Below are 17,327 nucleotides of genomic sequence, written 5' to 3' on the forward strand. Positions count from 1 at the left end.
TCGGCCTCTCCGGCCAGGCGCAGCGCGGTAAGCATGACGACCAGCGGGGTGGCCGAGACGACGTCGGTCTGCCCGCTCTTCAGCGCCGCGGCCACCGCGGCCTCGCTGTTGTCCTCCAGCCGCAGGTAATCCCCGGCGGTGTGGGCGCGCAGCGGGCTGATCCGACGAGCGATGTCGGCGAGCTCGCGCAATTCGGGCGTGTCGTTCTCCGACCATGCGGATAGGCTCAGGTTGCCCTCGCGCACTTCGCCTTTCGCGCCGTCGACGGTGATCGATTTACCGGCCAGCGAGGCGGCCACTCCGGGGCCGCAACCCACCACGGCCACCCGCCCGAGTTCCCGGCTGACCACCGCCGCGTGGCTGGCCGCGCCGCCGACCTCGGTGACGATGCCCTGCGCGGCCAGCATGCCCGAAACGTCTTCGGGCCTGGTGTGGTCGCGTACCAGGATCACCGACTCGCCCCGTTCGGCGGCATCGAGCGCCTCGTCGACGTCGGTATAGGCCTTGCCCGACGCCACGCCCGGGCAGGCCGGCAACCCCCTGACCAAAAGCTTTGCCGCCAAGCGCGTTTCCGGTTGCAAGGCGGGCATCAACAGGGTCTGCACGTGCGCCGGCGTCACGCGCCGCAGCGTCTCGGCATCGTCGATCAGCCCCTCGTGCCGCAGCTGCAGCGCCAGGCGCACGGCGGCCTGCGCCGAGCGCTCCGCGCCGCGGGTCTGCAGCAGCCACAGCTTGCCGTCCTCGACGGTGAACTCGATCTCTTGGGCGTCGAACTCGAGTCGCTCCAATCTTCTTGCGGCGTCGATCAACTCGCCGTAGACGGCCGGCTGCTCGTCACGCAGGGCGCTGATGGGTTCCACGTCGACCGAGCCTGACACCACGTCATCGCCCTGACCCCCGGGCAGCCACTCGCCCAACGGCTCGTTGTCCCCGGTGATCGGGTTGCGTGAAATCAGCACCCCCGCACCGGAATCGGGACCGTGGTTGCCGAACACCATCGCCTGGACGACGACCGCCGTGCCGCTCTGGTCGTCGACGCCGGAATGGGCGCGGTAGGCGACCGCGCGGGGTGAGTTCCACGAGGCGAACACCGCCTCGATGCCTGCGCGCAGCTGCGCGTAGGGGTCGGCGGGCACCGGCTCGTGCTCGCCGATGCCGACGATGCGCCGGTACATCCGCTCGAACCGACGGCGGGTGTCTCGGGCGAATGCCGGGGCGCCGGTGGCCAGCGCCTGCTCGACCTCATCGTTCAGGCCGAGGTCGAGGATGGTGTCCATCATGCCCGGCATCGACTGGGTGGCCCCGGAGCGCACGCTGACCAGCAGGGGATGCGGGCCGCGCCCGAACACCCGCGAGGTCTGCGCCTCCAGCCAACTCATCCGGTCGAGCACGTCGTCCCAAATGGCGTCCATCGCCGCCCGGGGGTCGGCGAGGTACCGCAGGCCGACCTCCGTGGTGATGCAGAACGCGGGCGGCACCGGCAGACCATGCCGGCGCATCGCCTCGATGCCGTGGCCCTTGTTGCCCAACAGCTCCCGCGGGTGACTCGCTGTGCCGTCCAGTAACACCACGGATTGCCCGTCAGAAGCGGCCCCAAGCGCGTCACGGCGGGCACCGCGTGCGATACGAGCCGTGGTGCACCCCCTCGTGGTGGCCGTCGAAAGGCGAACGTCGGAACGCCCGCAATGTTCCCACATGGGTCGACGGAGTTAGCTGCTCGGCGGTCCTGTCATCTGGTCGGCGCCATGATCTAGGTTTGCAGGTATGACTCCCTACGACGTCGGGTTACTGATCCTGCGGCTGGTACTGGGCGTGACGTTGGCCGCGCACGGCTACAACAAGTTCTTCGGTGGCGGACGCATCCCGGGCACCGCGCGGTGGTTCGAGAGCATCGGCATGAAGCCGGGCAAGTTCCACGCCACCGTGGCCGCCACGACCGAGATGGCCGCGGGGCTGGGCCTGGCCGCCGGGCTGCTGACACCGATCCCGGCGGCGGGCTTCGTGTCGTTGATGCTGGTGGCGGCCTGGACGGTGCACCGGGCTAACGGCTTCTTCATCGTCAAGGAGGGCTGGGAATACAACCTGGTCCTGGCGGTCAGCGCCATCGCGGTGGCGACCCTGGGCGCCGGCAAGCTCAGCCTGGACTACGTGGTGTTCGGGCACAACTGGATGGACGGCTGGCGCGGCCTGCTGATCTCGGTGGTGCTGGGCCTCGCCGGCGCGGTCGGCCAGCTGGTGATCTTCTACCGCCCGCCCGCTAAGCAGGCGGGTTAGCCAGGGGCCTCCTCGTCCTAGGCGACCGCGGCGGTCTCGGCCTCCCGGACCTCGGCGGCCGCACGCTCACCGGAACGGATCGCGCCGTCGATCCACCCGCACATCACGGCCGAACTCTCGGTGCCGGCCCAGTGGATGCGGCCGCACGGCTCGCGCAGGGTATAGCCGAATTCGGTCAGCACGCCGGTCGGTGCGTGGCCGATCATCCCGCCGCCGGAGTAGCGGTCAACGGTCCAGTTCTGCTCGTGGTACTCCTGCGGCGTTCTCGCCTTCTCGCCGAACCGGTCGACCAACTCGCCGATGAGCGCCGCTCTCCGCTCGGCCTCATTGAGCTTGGTCAACCGTCGCGCCGCGGGCCCTTCGGTGATGACGCACATGACCCCGGGGTCGCCGGTGTCGGTGCAGGCGTCGATCGTCAGGGTGGCCGGGGATCCCGGTGCGGCCGACTGACCCGACAGCCCGTCGGCACGCCAGAACGGCTCGTCGTAGATCACCGACGTCTTGATGACCGCGCCGCTCGGCATGCGCTGGTGCAGCATCGCCCTATCCACCGGCAGCATCGGCTCGTAGACGATCGACGTGGCGACCGCCAGCGGGATCGCGACGATGACCCGTCGGGCGCGCACGGTCAGGTCGGAGGCCGTCACCGTCACGCCGTCGGCGTCCTGGGCGATTTGGCGGACCGGTTGCGAAAGGTGCAGCGCGTCGCCCAGTTCGGCCGCGATGGGACCGTAGATGGCGCCCATCCCGCCGACCGGGCGGGCGTCCTGGGAGCCGCCCTTGCCGGAAATCGCGAACGTCAGCCCGCCTGCCGACGCCGTCTGCAACAACCCCCACAGCAGCGACGTCTCCGACGCCGCCGAGGTGTAGAGGCCGGCGAAGGCCATGTCCAGCATCTCGCGGGCCTGCTTGGACATGGTGTTCTGTTCGATCCATTCACCGAGGCTGATGCGGTCCCACTCGTCGGCGTGTTTGGCGTCCCAGGGCGCTTCCGGCGGAAGCGATTTGGCCATCTTCTCGATCGACAACAATCCGACCCCGAGGTTGGCGACCGCCCACGGGCTCATCGTCCAGGGAATGGTGCCGCCGTAGCGGTGTCTCTTGCCGTCGACGATCATCATGGCGTCGCCGTCGTTGTGTTGCTTGTACTCGGCCACCCCGAACTCGTCCATCAGCGCGTAGATCCGGTCCTGGCCGGGTCCGATCCATGCGCCGCCGCGGTCGATCCACGTGCCGTCGGGACGGTACTGCGTGTAGGTGCGGCCGCCGACCCTGTCGCGCGCCTCCAGCAAGGCCACCGAAAGACCGGCCTGTTTCAGCCGCAGGGCGGCCGCCAGACCCGCGAATCCCGCTCCGACCACGCAGTAATCGACCTCTGACACGGCTGGCTCCTCAACCTTGGTCCCGCCCCAGCAGCAAACTACACCGCGGGCGGCGCCGGTGGTGGGGGGTTAACACAGATTTCTGCGCGCGTTCTTGCCGGTCATAGGGTTCGGGTGTGTTGACGCATACGGTTCGCGTGCGGCGCAGCTCCGACCGATTCCCCCGCGAAGAGCACCTGGCGGCAAAGATCGCCGAAGTCGCCGCCGACCCGGTTGCCGTCGAGCCGGAAACCGCGGAGATGGTGGTGAACCGGATCATCGACAACGCGGCGGTCAGCGCGGCCGCCGTGCTGCGCCGGCCGGTCACCGTGGCGCGGCGGCAGGCGCTGGCCCACCCGGCGCGGCGCGGGGCCAGGGTTTTCGGCGTCGACGGGACCTATTCGGTGGAGTGGGCGGCCTGGGCCAACAGCGTCGCCGTGCGCGAACTCGACTTCCACGACACGTTTTTGGCCGCCGAATACTCCCACCCCGGCGACAACATTCCCCCGCTGGTCGCGGTGGCCCAGCAGCTGGGACTGCCCGGCGCCGACCTGCTCCGTGGTGTGGTCACCGCCTACGAAATCCAGATCGGCCTGGCCCGCGGAATCTGCCTGCACGAGCACAAGATTGACCATGTCGCGCATCTGGGCCCGTCGGTGGCCGCCGGCCTGGGGACCATGCTGCGACTGGACACCGAGACGATCTATCAGGCGGTCGGGCAGGCCCTGCACCTGACCACCAGCACCCGCCAGTCCCGCAAGGGGCTGATCTCCAGCTGGAAGGCGTTCGCCCCCGCGCACGCGGGCAAGGTCGCCATCGAGGCGGTGGATCGCGCGATGCGCGGCGAGGGATCGCCGGCCCCCATCTGGGAGGGCGAGGACGGGGTGATCGCGTGGCTGCTGGGCGGACCCGACCGCGAATACCGGGTGCCGCTGCCCGCTCCCGGCGAGCCCAAGCGCGCCATCCTGGACAGCTACACCAAGGAACACTCGGCGGAATACCAGAGCCAGGCCCCGATCGACCTGGCGCGGCGGCTCCGCGAGCGGATCGACGACCCCGGCCAGATCGCCACCGTCGTGCTGCACACCAGCCACCACACCCACGTCGTGATCGGAACGGGTTCGCGGGATCCGCAGAAGTTCGACCCGGACGCGTCGCGGGAGACGCTGGACCACTCGCTGCCCTACATCTTCGCCGTCGCGCTGCAGGACGGGAGCTGGCACCACGAGCGGTCCTACGCCGCCGAGCGGGCCCACCGGCCCGACACGGTCGAGTTGTGGCGCAAGATTTCGACGGTCGAGGATCCGGAGTGGACCCGCCGCTATCACTCGGCGGATCCGGCGGACAAGGCGTTCGGGGCGCGGGCCGTGGTCACGCTGAAAAGCGGGGAAGTGATCGTCGACGAGCTGGCCGTCGCCGACGCCCACCCGTTGGGCGCGCGACCGTTCCGGCGCCCGCAATACGTCCAGAAGTTCACCGAGCTCGCCGGCGTCGTCGTCGAACCGGCTGAGCGGGAGAGGTTTTTGGCCGCGGTGACCGCGCTGGCCGATCTGCGGGCGGGAGAACTCGGCGCGCTGAATCTGACCATTGACCCGCGGGCGCTCCAGCGGGCGCCGACGATCGCGCCGGGAATATTCGGTGAGTGAATCGCGTGTGCGCTCAGGGCATTGCGTGTGCGCCCAGGGCGCAATTTGCGCGGATTTCTCGCCCTCAGTTCACACTCAATGCCCTCGGCGCACACTCGGTCGGGGCGCTTAGGGGTTAGCGGCCGGTCCGCCGTACTGCCACACCAGGTTGTGGGCGCCGGTCATCGTCGGGTTGCACCACATCGTCCTGCCGTTGCCGTCCTGGGTGGTCGCGTGCAACACCGTGCAGGAATCGCCGGGCCCCGGGGTGTCGGCACCGGCGACGGCGACGGGTGAGCCGGCGGCGACCGTCGCCAGCGCCGCGGCCGATATGACGATTCGAAACCTGCTCATGATGGACGCCTCCTAAGGGCCGCGCCGATCCGGTTTCACGGTATCCGGCGGCCGAGTCGCAGGCAAAGAATTCTTGCGCGGCTCGAGTGCCGCTGAGCTAGAACACGTTCTAATCTGACCACCATGGGATTTCTCAAGCCTGAGCTGCCGCAGCTCGACATGGCCGAGTGGAACAAGGGCACCCGTAGCGAGAAGATCCGGCCGATGGCCAAGCACTGGGCCGAGGTCGGCTTCGGCACGCCGGTCGTGCTGCACCTGTTCTACGTCGCCAAAATCCTGCTCTACATCCTTGGCGCGTGGGTGTTCGCGTCGGCCACCAGGGGACTCGGCGGGTTCACCCACGTCGCGTCGTGGTGGTCGGAGCCGATCGTGTTCGAGAAGGTCGTGCTCTACACGATGTTGTTCGAGGTGATCGGGCTGGGTTGCGGCTTCGGCCCGCTGAACAACCGGTTCTTCCCGCCCATGGGCTCGATCCTGTACTGGATGCGGTTCGGCACCATCCGGCTGCCACCGTGGCCGAACCGGGTCCCGCTGACCGAGGGCACCAAGCGCAAGCCGATTGACGTCGCGCTGTACGCGCTGTTCCTGCTGGTGACGTTCGCGGCGCTGTTCGCCGACGGCACCGGACCGATGCCGGAGCTCGGCACGACGATCGGGCTGCTGCCGGCCTGGAAGATCGTGCTGATCCTGCTGCTGCTCGGCGTGCTGGGCCTGCGCGACAAGGTGATCTTTTTGGCCGCGCGCGGTGAGGTCTACGCGACCATGGCGGTGACGTTCCTCTTCGGCGGGGTGGACATGATCGTGGGGTCCAAGGTGGTGTTCCTGGTGATCTGGATGGGCGCCGCCACGTCGAAGCTCAACAAGCACTTCCCGTTCGTGATCTCCACGATGATGTCCAACAACCCGCTGGTGCGGCCCCGCTGGCTGAAGCGGCAATTCTTCGAGAGGTTTCCGGACGACCTGCGGCCCGGCCGGCTGTCGCGATGGCTGGCGCACCTCAGCACCGCCATCGAGATGCTGGTGCCGTTGCCGTTGTTCTTCTGCCACAGCGGCTGGCCCATCACCGTGGCCGCCATCGTCATGGTCTGCTTCCACCTGGGGATCCTGGTGTCGATCCCGATGGGCGTGCCGCTGGAGTGGAACGTCTTCATGATCTTCGGGGTGCTGTCGCTGTTCGTCGCGCACGCCCGCCTGGGCCTGCGCGACCTGCGACACCCCGTGGTGGTGGCGATACTGTTCGTCGTCATCGCGGGAATCGTCCTGCTCGGCAACATGTTTCCCCGCAAGATCTCGTTTCTGCCGGGGATGCGGTACTACGCCGGGAACTGGGACACCACGCTGTGGTGCATCAAGGGATCGGCGAGCGACAAGATCGCCAGGGGCATCGTCGCGATCGCCAGCATGCCGCAGGCGCAGCTGGAGCGGTTCTACGGCAGCCCCGAGGCCGCGCAGATCCCGCTCTACATGGGATATGCGTTCCGCGGGTTCAACACTCACGGCCGTGCGCTGTTCACCCTGGCGCATCGCGCGATGGCGGGCCAGAACGAGGACGACTACGTGCTGACCGACGGCGAACGCATCTGCAGCACCGCCATCGGCTGGAACTTCGGCGACGGCCACATGCACAACGAGCAGCTGATCGCCGCGCTGCAGGAGCGGTGCCACTTCGAGCCGGGCGAGGTGCGAGTGGTGCTGCTCGACGCGCAGCCCATCCACAAGCAGGTGCAGGCGTACCGGTTGGTGGACGCGGCGACCGGCGAGTTCGAGCGCGGCATCGTCCGGGTCGCGGACATGGTGACCCGGCAGCCGTGGGCCGACGACGTTCCTGTTGAGGTGTTGTCGGAGTAGACCGCGCGAACAGACGCAAAATCGCACGTTCCGAGCCGGAAACGTGCGATTTTGCGTCTGCTCGTCGGGGCTAAGCCCCCGCGCGGACTTCCCGGGCCGCGGCCACCATGTTCTTCAGCGACGCGGTGACCTCGTCGGAGTTGCGGGTCTTCAGGCCGCAATCGGGGTTGACCCAGAGCCGTTGCGCGGGAACCGCTCTCAGCGCCGCGCGCAACGACTCCGCCATCTCGGCGGTGCTCGGCACCCTCGGCGAGTGGATGTCGTAGACGCCCGGTCCGACGCTGTTGGAGAAGCCGACCGCGTTGAGGTCGTCGAGCACCTCCATGTGTGATCGCGCCGCCTCGATGGACGTCACGTCGGCGTCCAGGTCGGCGATGGCCCCGATCACCTCGCCGAACTCCGAATAGCACAGGTGGGTGTGGATCTGCGTGGTGTCGGCGACGCCGGAGGTGGCCAAGCGGAAAGACCCTACGGCCCAACGCAAGTAGTCCTCCTGATCGGCGCGGCGCAGCGGCAGCAGCTCCCGCAGCGCGGGTTCGTCGACCTGGATGACGGCGATGCCCGCGGATTGCAGGTCCACGGTCTCGTCGCGGATGGCCAGCGCCACCTGATTGGCGGTGTCGGCCAACGGCTGATCGTCACGGACGAACGACCAGGCGAGGATCGTGACCGGGCCGGTCAGCATGCCCTTCACCGGCTTGTCGGTCAGCGATTGCGCGTAGGAGATCCACTCGACGGTCATCGGGTGCGTACGGATGACGTCGCCGTAGAGGATCGGCGGACGCACGCAGCGGCTGCCGTACGACTGGACCCATCCGTTGGACGTCGCGAAGAAGCCCTCGAGCTGCTCGGCGAAGTACTGCACCATGTCGTTGCGCTCCGGCTCGCCGTGCACCAGCACGTCGAGACCCAGCTCCTCCTGCAGCTTGATGACGTCGGCGATCTCCTTGCGCATCCGCTTCTCGTACTCCGCCTGATCGATCTCCCCGGCCCGCAGCGCGGCGCGCGCCTTGCGGATCGCGGAGGTCTGCGGGTAGGAGCCGATGGTCGTCGTCGGCAACGGCGGCAGGTGCAGCCGCGCTTCCTGGCTGGCGCGGCGCTGCGCCGCGTCGCCGCGGTGGGTGCCGGTGGCGACGATCGAGTCGATGCGGGCCCGCAACTCGTCGTTGTGCAGCCGGGGATCGCTCGTGCGGGACGACACCGCGGCATTGGACGCCGCGATCTCGCCGGCGACGGCCTCGCGCCCGTCGCGCAATGCGCGCGCGAGCGTCACCACCTCGGCCACCTTCTCCTGCCCGAACGCCAGCCAGCTGCGCAGCGCGTCGTCCAGATCGGTTTCGGGCTCCAGCGAGTAGGGCACGTGCATCGTGGAGCATGAGGTCGAAACCGCAAGGGCGCCAGCCGAACCCGCCAACGCGGCCAGTTTGCCGAGCGCCGCCTCCAGGTCGGTGCGCCAGATGTTGCGCCCGTCGACGACGCCGGCCACCAGGGTCTTGCCCGACAACTCCGGCACACCGGCCACCGCCGCGTCGGCTCCGTAGACCAGGTCGACGCCGATCGCCTCGACCGGGGTGCGGGCCAGACCGGCCAGGGAGGCGCCGGGATCGCCGAAGTAGGTGGCGACGTAGATTGCCGGGCGGTTACCCACCTTGCCCAGCGCGTTATACGCAGCCTCGGCCAGCGCCGGAGCATCGGGGGAGATGTCGGCCACCAGCGCCGGCTCGTCGAACTGCACCCACTGCGCGCCGTTGGCGGAGAGCAAGCCCAACAGCTCCGCGTAGATGCCCACCAGCTCCTCGAGCCGCTCGATCGGCGCGCCACCGTCGTTGACCGCCTTGCTCAACAGCAGGAAGGTGATCGGCCCGATGACGACGGGCCGTGCGGGAATCCCCTGCGCGAGAGCCTCTTTCAGTTCGGCGAGCACCTTGTCCGGGTTGAGCGAGAAGGTGGTCGAGGGCTCGATCTCGGGGACCAGGTAGTGGTAGTTGGTGTCAAACCACTTGGTCATCTCCAGCGGCGCCAGCTCGGCGTTGCCACGGGCGGCGGCGAAGTAGCGATCCAGGTCGTCGGACACTTGCGCGGCCCGCGCCGGCAGGGCGCCGAGCATCACCGCCGTGTCCAGCATCTGGTCGTAATAGGAGAAGGTGTTCACCGGGACGGAATCCAGCCCGGCGGCGGCGAGGCCGGCCCACATGTCGCGGCGCAATGTGGCGGCGACGTCTTCGAGTTCGGCTCGGCTGGTGTGGCCGGCCCAGTAGCCTTCGGTGGCGCGTTTGAGTTCGCGCTTCGGGCCGATGCGCGGGGAGCCGACGACAGTCGCGGTAAATGGTTGAGCGGTCACGATATCTTTCGTCCTTCAATCGACGGGGTGGTCACCGCCAACGGACGTAAGCCAATTCGGTTGCGGTGGCACCTGTGGTACATAAACCGCAACCGGCGCAGCCAAACGCCCATTCCACGAGGCGATGAACCGCCGGGCGCGGCGCGCCCGGCACAGCTGGCAGGTCTTCGGACTCGCAGGCGCGCACCGGCTGGTGCTGCCACGCCCGCTCGACGATGCGGCCCGGAAGGGGCGCCGAGGAGACGGGCAGTTCCTACTGGCCGTCGCTTCCCAGTCTTGCGACCAGTGCTTGGGTGACGGCGGTCGTTCCTGCATACCGCTGCGGGACAGTCCCGGGTTCTCACCGGGTTCCCTCTCGCGAAGCGTCACCAACCCGCCTCGCTCGATGCCGAAGTCGCGGTGTGCGGCGACGGCAGACCAGCTGCGTAGCGGAGTTTACGCCCGCCTTGCGGTTCAGCTCGCCAGCGCCTCGGCGATGGGGGTGTCGCCGTTGTTGAAGTCGATCGTTCGGCCGACGGTCTCGTCGTCCGCCAGCGCGGCGGCTGCCACGAGCGCGACGTCGGCCCGCGACACTTCCCCCGTGCCCTGCCCCAGCGTGATGCGGCCGGTGGGCGGATCCAGGGTGAGTCGCCCCGGTCCAAGCACCGTCCAGTCCAGGCCGCTCGCGCGTAGGTGGGCGTCGGCGGCCGCTTTGGCTTCCGCGTAGGCGAAGAACGAGTTGTCCTGCGGTACACCGTGATCCGGCCCCGCGCCGAAATAGGAGACCATGACGAATCGCTTGACCCGCGCCTGGGCCGCGGCGTCGATCACCCGGATGGCGGCGTCGCGGTCGACGGCGTACGTGCGTGCCGGGTCGCCCCCACCGGCGCCGGCCGAGAAGACGACCGCGTCGTGCCCTTTGAGCAGGCCGGCCAGGGCGCCGGTGTCGAGGCGCTCGATGTCGGCGACCACCGGCTTTGCGCCGGTGGCCGCGACGTCGCCCGAATGTTCGGGGTTGCGGAAGACGGAGCTGACCTCGTCACCGCGTTCGGTCAGGATGCGGGCCAGCTGCAATGCGACCTTGCCGTGCCCGCCGATGACGATGACTCGTGCCATGCCCCCGACGGTACCGGCGCCGAAACCGGCGCTCTCTTCTAGAGCTTCACGCGCCCCATGATGATGTCGATGATCGGCTTGCCCGGCGGGTAAGCGTTGGTGAGCGAGGCCATCGTGTGGCCGTAGTCCACCAGCAACGTGATGCCGCTGATGCCGAAGGCGGCGGCGCTGTTGAGAAACGCCATCACGTCGCCCATCTGCTCCGGGGTGTGCACCTTCGAACCGGTCTCTTCGCGGTAGTCCTGCGCGAAGGTGAGCCAGAGGTCGGCGTTGGCCTGGGCCAGGGGGGTGTCGGTGGGGCCGGGGCAGATCGCGTTGATCCGGATGCCCTTCTTCAGCAGCGGGTAGCCCTGGGTGGCGACGTAGGCGTTCACGACCTTCTTGGAGAAGCCGTAGTGGATGATGCCTTCGGCTTCGTGCGCCTTGACCCACTCCTGGGCCGAGGCGAAGTCCGGCGTGGCGAGGAACTCCGTGAGCAGGTCCAGGTCGTTCTCCCAGCCCATGCCCGCGACCGAGGAGATGAAGCAGATCGCCGAGCCCGAGGGCAGCTGGTTCTTCTCGAGGAGCCGATCGATGAGATGGCGGTGGCCGATGAAGTTGATCGCCATCAGGTCGGTTGTCCCGTCGGCGATGCCGGCGGCCGAGAACAGGGCGTGGATCGGACCGTCCAGCTGCTCGATCGCGGAGTCGATCGATGCGGGATCGCGCAGGTCCACCTGGATGGATTTGGCGACGTCGTAGTTCACCGGCGCGTAGTCCATCACGATCACTTCGGCGCCGAGTTCGGCCGCTGACTTGGCCGCGGCCGCACCCATGCCGGTGGCGCCGCCTACGACGAGGGCCCGCTTGCCGTCGTAGCGCAGCCGATCGACAATAGTCATGGAAATCCCCTTCTCGTTCACTGCCAACGCGGTTCTAATTGCCCAACTGTATGGGTAACAGTTTTTTGGTTCAACACCTACCCGGTGCGAACCGCGACGCCGCGCAGAACGGTGTCGCGGACGTGCACCAGCGCCGCGCGCTTGCCGATCTCGGCGAGGATGTTCTCCGGTATCCACTGCAGGCCGATGACGCAGCGTGCCAGCATTGCGGTGGATGCCGCGTCCACGCTGATCTCCCCCGACCGGATGCCTTCGGACAGAAGCGTTTTCATCTGCCGGAGTCGGGTCGCATATAGCCAGCCCGGGTTGGGGGTGTCGGGCGGTGATTGACGCATCCAGGCCAGTTGGATGCGGAATTCGTCGGAGAACCGATCCAGTGCATTGACGTTCACCCAGCTCAGCGCGTCGAGCTTCTCGATGGGCGTGGCATCCGAGCGCAGCACGCTGACCCAGCCGGCCTCGACCTTGCGGCCGAACGATTCCATGATCGAGGCGAGAAGTTCGTCCTTCGAGCCGATGACCCGGTACACGGTTCCCGTCCCCAGGCCGGCCGCGGAGGCGATGTCCCGGATGGTGGTGGCCTCGTAGCCCTTGCGGCCGAATTCCGTTCGCGCCACGGCACGGACGTGAGCCGCTTTGTCGCTGGGGTCGGCCTCGCTGTCGTCCGACCAGGTTTCGATGACGTCCGTGGCGGCCGCGAAGGCTGTGGACCGGTCCAGCGCCGAGTCGGTCGGTGGCCGGGATGCCAATCCCTGCAACATGATTTCGCAAAGCAGGGCGGCGACCTGGTCAGGGGGCGACTTATGCCGCATGACGTCGAGGCCGACCTGCAGCATGGTTTGGCAGATGCGATCGGCCAGCGTGGGCAGATCGATGTCGGGTTTGATGTAGCCGCTCCACCTGCCCGCGCGCAGCGTCTGCAGCATCGCCTCCTGGATCGCCACGGGCCGCTGCTGCGTCAGCTTCATCAACTCCGGGTCCGTGCTCGGACCCTCGTAGAAGGACATCTGTAGCGCGGCGCGATGCTGCACGGCGCAGTTGGCGATGGCCGAGCCCAGCTCGACGATCTGCTCGGGGACCGGCCGCGGGTCCGCTTTGTCCAACTTCGCTTGCGCGGCTTGCCCGATCCGGTCCAGATCCTCCTGATAGCGGTGGATCAACTCGATGAGGATCGCCTCTTTGGACTCGAAATGGTGATAGAGGCTGCCCGGAAGAATGCCTGCGGCGTCGGCGATCTCCTGCAAGGAGGTCCGCAATCCCGACTGCGCGATCAACGACGCCGCGGTGGTGAGGATCTCGGTCCGGCGCGTCCCCAAATCGGCTGCGGCGCCGGCTCCCAATGACTCCGCTCTCGGCATGATCAGCCGTGCGCACGTCCGGACGACTGCGGACTGGCATCCATTCGCATTCGTCCCTCTCACCGAACCAAATCTTTGTTAAAGGCTATCAGACCCGGAATGACGAATGCGCTGCATAACGGCGGTGCCGGGGACATTCTAAAGCGCGGGTCCGTCCCAACCGTCACACGCGACCACCTCGTCGACGGGTCGTCGCCGGGCGGGCCGGAACGTGTGCCCGGCGCGCAGCCGGCCCACCGGAAGCAGGCATCCCTGGACATAGCTTTCGGGAATCCCCAACAGCCGCCGCACCTCCGCCTCGCGATGCAGGTGCAGGGTGGTGATGCAGGTTCCGTATCCGCGGGTGTGCAGCGCCAGCTGAAAGTTCCAGACCGCCGGGTAGATCGAGCCGTACAGCGTGGCCTGGTGAAACGATTCATCGCCCTCGATGCGGGGCAGGTAGGGCTGATAGCAGGGGATCACCAGCAGCGGAACCCTCGACATGTTCTCGACCAGCCACTCCGTCGACGACATGATCCGGTTCTCCGGCGTTCCAGCCGGCATCAGGTCAGCGATCAGCTGGCCGCCGACCCGCAGCAGATAGGCCGCGCGGTACAGCTCGGCGATCTCGGCGCGCAACGCCGGGTCGGCGACCACCAGCCAGCGCCAGGACTGCTGATTGGAGCCGTTGGCCGCCTGCAAGCCGATGCGCAGGCACTCCCGGATGTCCGCGAGGTCGACCGGCGCGTCCAGGTCGAGCGTCTTGCGTGCCGAGCGGGTAGCGGTGAGCAAGTACTCGATGTCCATCACCGGTTCCCCCTGTTAGCAAGGCGCGCACCGAGTTCGGTGAGGTATCGATCGGGCCCGGCCAGGAACGCGCTCCAGCTGAGCAGGCGCTTGAGGTAGAGATGCGCGTCGTGCTCCCAGGTGTAGCCGATCCCGCCGAACACCTGGATCGCCGTGTCGCCCACCGTGGCAAGCCGCCCGGCGAACGCCTTCGTCCGGATTGCCGATTGGTGCCGTTCGTCGGCGTCGGCGTTGTCGGCGGCCCACAGCGCGTGGATCACGCCGCTGCGGGCCAACTCCACGGTTTCGAACATGTCGACGCACAGATGCTGGACCGCCTGGAACGAGCCGATCGGCTGCCCGAATTGCGTTCTGGTCTTGGCGTATTCGATGGCCGCGGTCATGACGGCTCGCGCGGCGCCGAGTGCGTCGGCGGCCGTCGCGATCAGCACATCGTCGATCACCGCGGCGACGTCCCCCGGGGCGGCCGCGGCCAGCCGCCGCGCGGGCGCTGAGTCGAGCGTGACCCGGAAGCGCTTGCGGGTCTGGTCGATGCCGCGCTCCGGCTCGACCGAAACACCCGGCGAGTCGGTGCGGATCGCGAAAAGCCCTCGACCGCCGCCTTCCCCGGCGAGCGCCAGCAGCACGTCCGCGGCGGCGACGTCGGGGACGGCGGTCATGTCGCCCCGCAAGACGACGTCATCGCCCTGCCGGCTCGCGGCCACCGGTGCGCTTTCGGCATCGAGGAAGCCGACGGTGGCGACCGTGGTGCCGTCGGAGATCCCGCTGAGCAGCTCGGCCGCGGCGTCGGTTGGCCCGAGCCGCGTCAGCGCCCGGGCGGCAGCGACCGCGGTCGACAACCATGGCCCCGGGTGCAGGGCGGCACCGAGCTCTTCGGCAACGATGCCGGCCTCGATCATCGTCATGCCGGCGCCGCCGTGGGCCTCCGGCATCAGCAGACCGGTGGTCCCGAGGCCGGCCAGGCCGCGCCACACGGGCTCGGTGACGCCGGTCGGGTCGTCGAGCAGCGGGCGCACATGGTCGGCGATGGAAGCCTTTTCGGCGAGATAGCGTCGGGTGGTGTCGCGCAGCGCGACCTGCTCGTCGGAGAGTTCGAGGTTCATTTGCGGGGCAACCCGAGTACCCGCTGGGCGGTGATGTTCTTGTTGATCTGGCTGGTACCGCCCGCGATGGTCAGCGAGCGCGACGTCAGGCGGTAGTTCGCCCACGGCGCGCCGGCGCCGCTCGTGCCCAGCACGTCAAAGGCCAACGCGGCCATGTCCTGTCCGATCTCACCCCACACGGTCTTGGCGAGGCTCGCCGATCCGAAGGCGTCACCGCCATGCAGCGTGGCCGAGATCGACCGCTGGCACAGCACTTCCAGATACTTGATGCGCAGCGCGATCTCGCCGAGGCGCCGCAGCGTCACGGGGTCTTCGAGCGCGTCGCTGTGCGCGGCGATGTCGTCGGTCAATTCTTCGAGCCGCACCTGCATCTCGGCGTACAGCCGGGCGGCCCCGGCCCGCTCGTGGCTGAGCGTGGTGGTGGCCACCTGCCATCCCCCGTTCAGCGGACCGAGCAACGCGTCCGCAGGCACGCGCACGTCGTGAAAGAACACCTCGGCGAAATCGGCTTCGCCGTTGAGCGTTACCAGCGGACGGACTTCGATGCCCGGCAGTCTCATGTCGACGATCAGGCAGGAGATGCCCTTGTGCTTGGGCGCTTCGGGGTCGGTGCGCACGTAGAGCTGGCACCAGTCCGCGCGATGCCCCAGCGACGTCCAGATTTTCTGGCCGTTGACGACGAAGTCGTCACCGTCGCGCGCCGCGCGGGTGCGCAGCGCGGCGAGGTCGGACCCCGCTTCAGGTTCCGACATCCCTTGGCACCAGATGTCGTCGGCCCGCATCATGCGGGGGAGCAGCGTGAGCTTCTGTGACTCGGTGCCGTATTGCATGATGGCCGGCGCGATGTTGTTTAGGCCAATGACGTTGAGCGGCATGGGGGCTCGCGCCCGCGTGGTTTCCTCGGTGTAGACGAGTTGCTCGAGAACCGTCGCGCCGCGGCCGCCGTACTCGCGAGGCCACGAGACCGCGGCCCAGCCGGCGTCGGCCATCGTGGCGTTCCAGGCGCGCAGCACCTCGAAGGCGGCGTCGTCTCGTCCGGCGGGCCGACGGGCGGCCACCAGCTCGTCGGTCAGGTTCTTCGATAGCCAGTCGCGCAGCTCGACGCGGAACTGCTCCACTTCCGCCGGGTATGAAAAGTCCACTTTTCCTTGTTCCCTGGTGAATCTGCGACCTTAGCCGGACTTTACGGTTGAGCGGATAGCCGGTCAACAACGGCGACGGCGCGCAGCATCAGCTCCCCCGCGCACCATGTGCTCCTTGCCCTGATTGACTGCGGTGGCACCGGACTCTACGGTGGAACAGATATTTGGTCAACGGAGTCCAGGCGGTTCGGAGATTGAGCGTGTCCACCGACGTTCGCGGTGACCGGCTGCCGGGTCTCGGCATGCTCGCATCCGCGCTCGCCGGCCGGGCCGTAGCGGTGGCCGAACTGCGTCCGGGCGAACCGTCATGGACCGACGGCCAGACCATCCACGTCGACGCGGGTGCGAGCGCCCGCCGGCAGCTCGAAGCCGTTGCCGTACAGGCGTCGATGATCGCGGCCGGCAGCCTGGAAGCGGACGTGATGCGCCACCTGCTGCGCCGCCCTCGGGTGGCCAAGCGCTATCTGGCGGTGGAGGGGCACCGCGCGCTCGCCGCCAACGCCGACCTGTTGCCGGGCGTTCTGGCCTCCCTCGCCGACCCCGACGCCGCGGGGCGAAGCGATTCGCCCGCCACGTCGCTGCGGATCGCCGACGGGCGGGAGCCGATCGGTAACCCCGCACCGGAATTCGGCATCATTCGCGCTGGGAAGGTGCTGGCCGCGTCGGCCCGGGCGCCCGAACGGCGAGGCAAGGAACAACCCGGGCATGTCCCGAGGAGCGGCGGCACCGACGATCTGAAAGAACTCGCCGACGACGAGACCGACGACTCCGACGATCCCGACATGTTCACCAGCCCGGTGGGCGGCGGCGGTTTCATCGGCAGGTGGCTGAAGAAGATGCTTTCGTCGGCGCGCAAGACCGGCAGCGGCGGGGGACCGCCCGGCGCGGACACCCCGACGCACCGGACCGACTCCGCCAAGCGCGGATTGCACGCGGTGACCTCGCTGGCCCCCGCGTCGAGCGTCGACGGCGCGGACCAGCCCGCATTCACGGGCGGCTTCACCTACCCGGAATGGGACGCCGGGCGCAGGATGTACCGGCCGGCGTGGTGCACCGTGCGCGAAGTCGACGCCGAGATCAAACCGTCGGCGACACACGCGATCGAGGCCGCCATCGGCGTGCGGCGCCCGCTGTCCCGGCTCGGGATGGGTCTGCACCG

Annotated in this window: 13 protein-coding genes, 1 pseudogene and 1 riboswitch; of the genes and pseudogenes, 4 read left to right on the forward strand and 10 right to left on the reverse strand. The window is 68.4% G+C overall.

Annotated elements, in window-relative coordinates:
- Positions 1-1,625 (reverse strand): pyruvate, phosphate dikinase (locus A9X05_RS28025; protein ID WP_231978483.1); only part of this gene is annotated, 1,625 nt, incomplete at its 3' end.
- Between the two features lie 139 nt (positions 1,626-1,764).
- Between A9X05_RS28025 and A9X05_RS28030 the strand changes: the two genes are divergently transcribed.
- Positions 1,765-2,274, forward strand: coding sequence for a DoxX family protein (locus tag A9X05_RS28030; RefSeq protein ID WP_067755940.1), 510 nt, complete (start codon positions 1,765-1,767; stop codon positions 2,272-2,274).
- A gap of 17 nt (positions 2,275-2,291) precedes the next feature.
- On the opposite strand, the gene A9X05_RS28035 is transcribed toward A9X05_RS28030, so the two are convergent.
- The gene (locus A9X05_RS28035; protein ID WP_067785556.1) at positions 2,292-3,656 is read right to left on the reverse strand and encodes an FAD-dependent oxidoreductase; all 1,365 of its coding nucleotides are present in this window, start codon (positions 3,654-3,656) and stop codon (positions 2,292-2,294) included.
- Positions 3,657-3,772: 116 nt separating this feature from the next.
- On the opposite strand from A9X05_RS28035, the gene prpD reads away from it, so the two are divergent.
- The gene (gene prpD, locus A9X05_RS28040) at positions 3,773-5,281 is read left to right on the forward strand and encodes a 2-methylcitrate dehydratase PrpD (RefSeq protein ID WP_067785559.1); all 1,509 of its coding nucleotides are present in this window, start codon (positions 3,773-3,775) and stop codon (positions 5,279-5,281) included.
- Positions 5,282-5,389: 108 nt separating this feature from the next.
- Here prpD and A9X05_RS28045 read toward each other — a convergent pair whose 3' ends face one another.
- Positions 5,390-5,614, reverse strand: coding sequence for a hypothetical protein (locus A9X05_RS28045; protein ID WP_067785562.1), 225 nt, complete (start codon positions 5,612-5,614; stop codon positions 5,390-5,392).
- A gap of 123 nt (positions 5,615-5,737) precedes the next feature.
- Between A9X05_RS28045 and A9X05_RS28050 the strand changes: the two genes are divergently transcribed.
- Entirely contained in the window at positions 5,738-7,462 is a 1,725-nt protein-coding gene (locus A9X05_RS28050; RefSeq protein ID WP_067755926.1) for a DUF3556 domain-containing protein, read from the forward strand.
- A gap of 70 nt (positions 7,463-7,532) precedes the next feature.
- Here the strand turns inward: A9X05_RS28050 and metE are convergent, their stop codons facing one another.
- From metE to A9X05_RS28085, 7 genes are all read right to left on the reverse strand, one after another.
- Positions 7,533-9,803 (reverse strand): 5-methyltetrahydropteroyltriglutamate--homocysteine S-methyltransferase, encoded by a 2,271-nt coding sequence (gene metE, locus A9X05_RS28055; protein WP_067785565.1) that lies wholly within the window; start codon positions 9,801-9,803, stop codon positions 7,533-7,535.
- A 140-nt stretch (positions 9,804-9,943) separates the two neighbouring features.
- Positions 9,944-10,191: riboswitch (cobalamin riboswitch) on the reverse strand.
- Positions 10,192-10,256: 65 nt separating this feature from the next.
- Positions 10,257-10,898 (reverse strand): SDR family oxidoreductase, encoded by a 642-nt coding sequence (locus tag A9X05_RS28060; RefSeq protein WP_067785568.1) that lies wholly within the window; start codon positions 10,896-10,898, stop codon positions 10,257-10,259.
- 38 nt (positions 10,899-10,936) lie between these two features.
- Positions 10,937-11,779, reverse strand: a complete 843-nt coding sequence (locus tag A9X05_RS28065) for an SDR family oxidoreductase (protein WP_067755992.1) — start codon at positions 11,777-11,779, stop codon at positions 10,937-10,939.
- Between the two features lie 77 nt (positions 11,780-11,856).
- Positions 11,857-13,137 (reverse strand): TetR/AcrR family transcriptional regulator, encoded by a 1,281-nt coding sequence (locus A9X05_RS28070; protein ID WP_067785571.1) that lies wholly within the window; start codon positions 13,135-13,137, stop codon positions 11,857-11,859.
- Positions 13,138-13,275: 138 nt separating this feature from the next.
- Positions 13,276-13,923 carry a nitroreductase family protein gene (locus A9X05_RS28075; protein WP_067755989.1) on the reverse strand — a complete coding sequence of 216 codons (648 nt, stop codon included), beginning with the start codon at positions 13,921-13,923 and terminating at the stop codon, positions 13,276-13,278.
- On the reverse strand, positions 13,923-15,026 hold the full coding sequence (locus A9X05_RS28080) for an acyl-CoA dehydrogenase family protein (RefSeq protein WP_067755914.1): 1,104 nt from the start codon (positions 15,024-15,026) through the stop codon (positions 13,923-13,925). The genes A9X05_RS28075 and A9X05_RS28080 overlap by 1 nt, the downstream gene beginning before the upstream one ends.
- Positions 15,023-16,168 carry an acyl-CoA dehydrogenase family protein gene (locus tag A9X05_RS28085; protein WP_067755911.1) on the reverse strand — a complete coding sequence of 382 codons (1,146 nt, stop codon included), beginning with the start codon at positions 16,166-16,168 and terminating at the stop codon, positions 15,023-15,025. Before A9X05_RS28085 ends, A9X05_RS28080 begins: the two co-directional genes overlap by 4 nt.
- Before the next feature lie 200 nt (positions 16,169-16,368).
- On the opposite strand from A9X05_RS28085, the pseudogene A9X05_RS28090 reads away from it, so the two are divergent.
- A pseudogene (locus tag A9X05_RS28090) lies at positions 16,369-17,327 on the forward strand (nitric oxide reductase activation protein); the annotation flags it as partial.

The sequence above is a fragment of the Mycobacterium sp. E3298 genome, from assembly GCF_001666895.1.
Taxonomy (GTDB): Bacteria; Actinomycetota; Actinomycetes; order Mycobacteriales; family Mycobacteriaceae; genus Mycobacterium.

Excerpts from the sequence above, each read along its gene's own strand:
- A9X05_RS28030 (WP_067755940.1), top strand. The coding sequence starts at position 1,765 with ATGACTCCCTACGACGTCGGGTTACTGATCCTGCGGCTGGTACTGGGC.
- A9X05_RS28045 (WP_067785562.1), bottom strand. The coding sequence starts at position 5,614 with ATGAGCAGGTTTCGAATCGTCATATCGGCCGCGGCGCTGGCGACGGTC.
- A9X05_RS28050 (WP_067755926.1), top strand. The coding sequence starts at position 5,738 with ATGGGATTTCTCAAGCCTGAGCTGCCGCAGCTCGACATGGCCGAGTGG.
- A9X05_RS28060 (WP_067785568.1), bottom strand. The coding sequence starts at position 10,898 with ATGGCACGAGTCATCGTCATCGGCGGGCACGGCAAGGTCGCATTGCAG.
- A9X05_RS28065 (WP_067755992.1), bottom strand. The coding sequence starts at position 11,779 with ATGACTATTGTCGATCGGCTGCGCTACGACGGCAAGCGGGCCCTCGTC.
- A9X05_RS28070 (WP_067785571.1), bottom strand. The coding sequence starts at position 13,137 with ATGCCGAGAGCGGAGTCATTGGGAGCCGGCGCCGCAGCCGATTTGGGG.
- A9X05_RS28075 (WP_067755989.1), bottom strand. The coding sequence starts at position 13,923 with ATGGACATCGAGTACTTGCTCACCGCTACCCGCTCGGCACGCAAGACG.
- A9X05_RS28080 (WP_067755914.1), bottom strand. The coding sequence starts at position 15,026 with ATGAACCTCGAACTCTCCGACGAGCAGGTCGCGCTGCGCGACACCACC.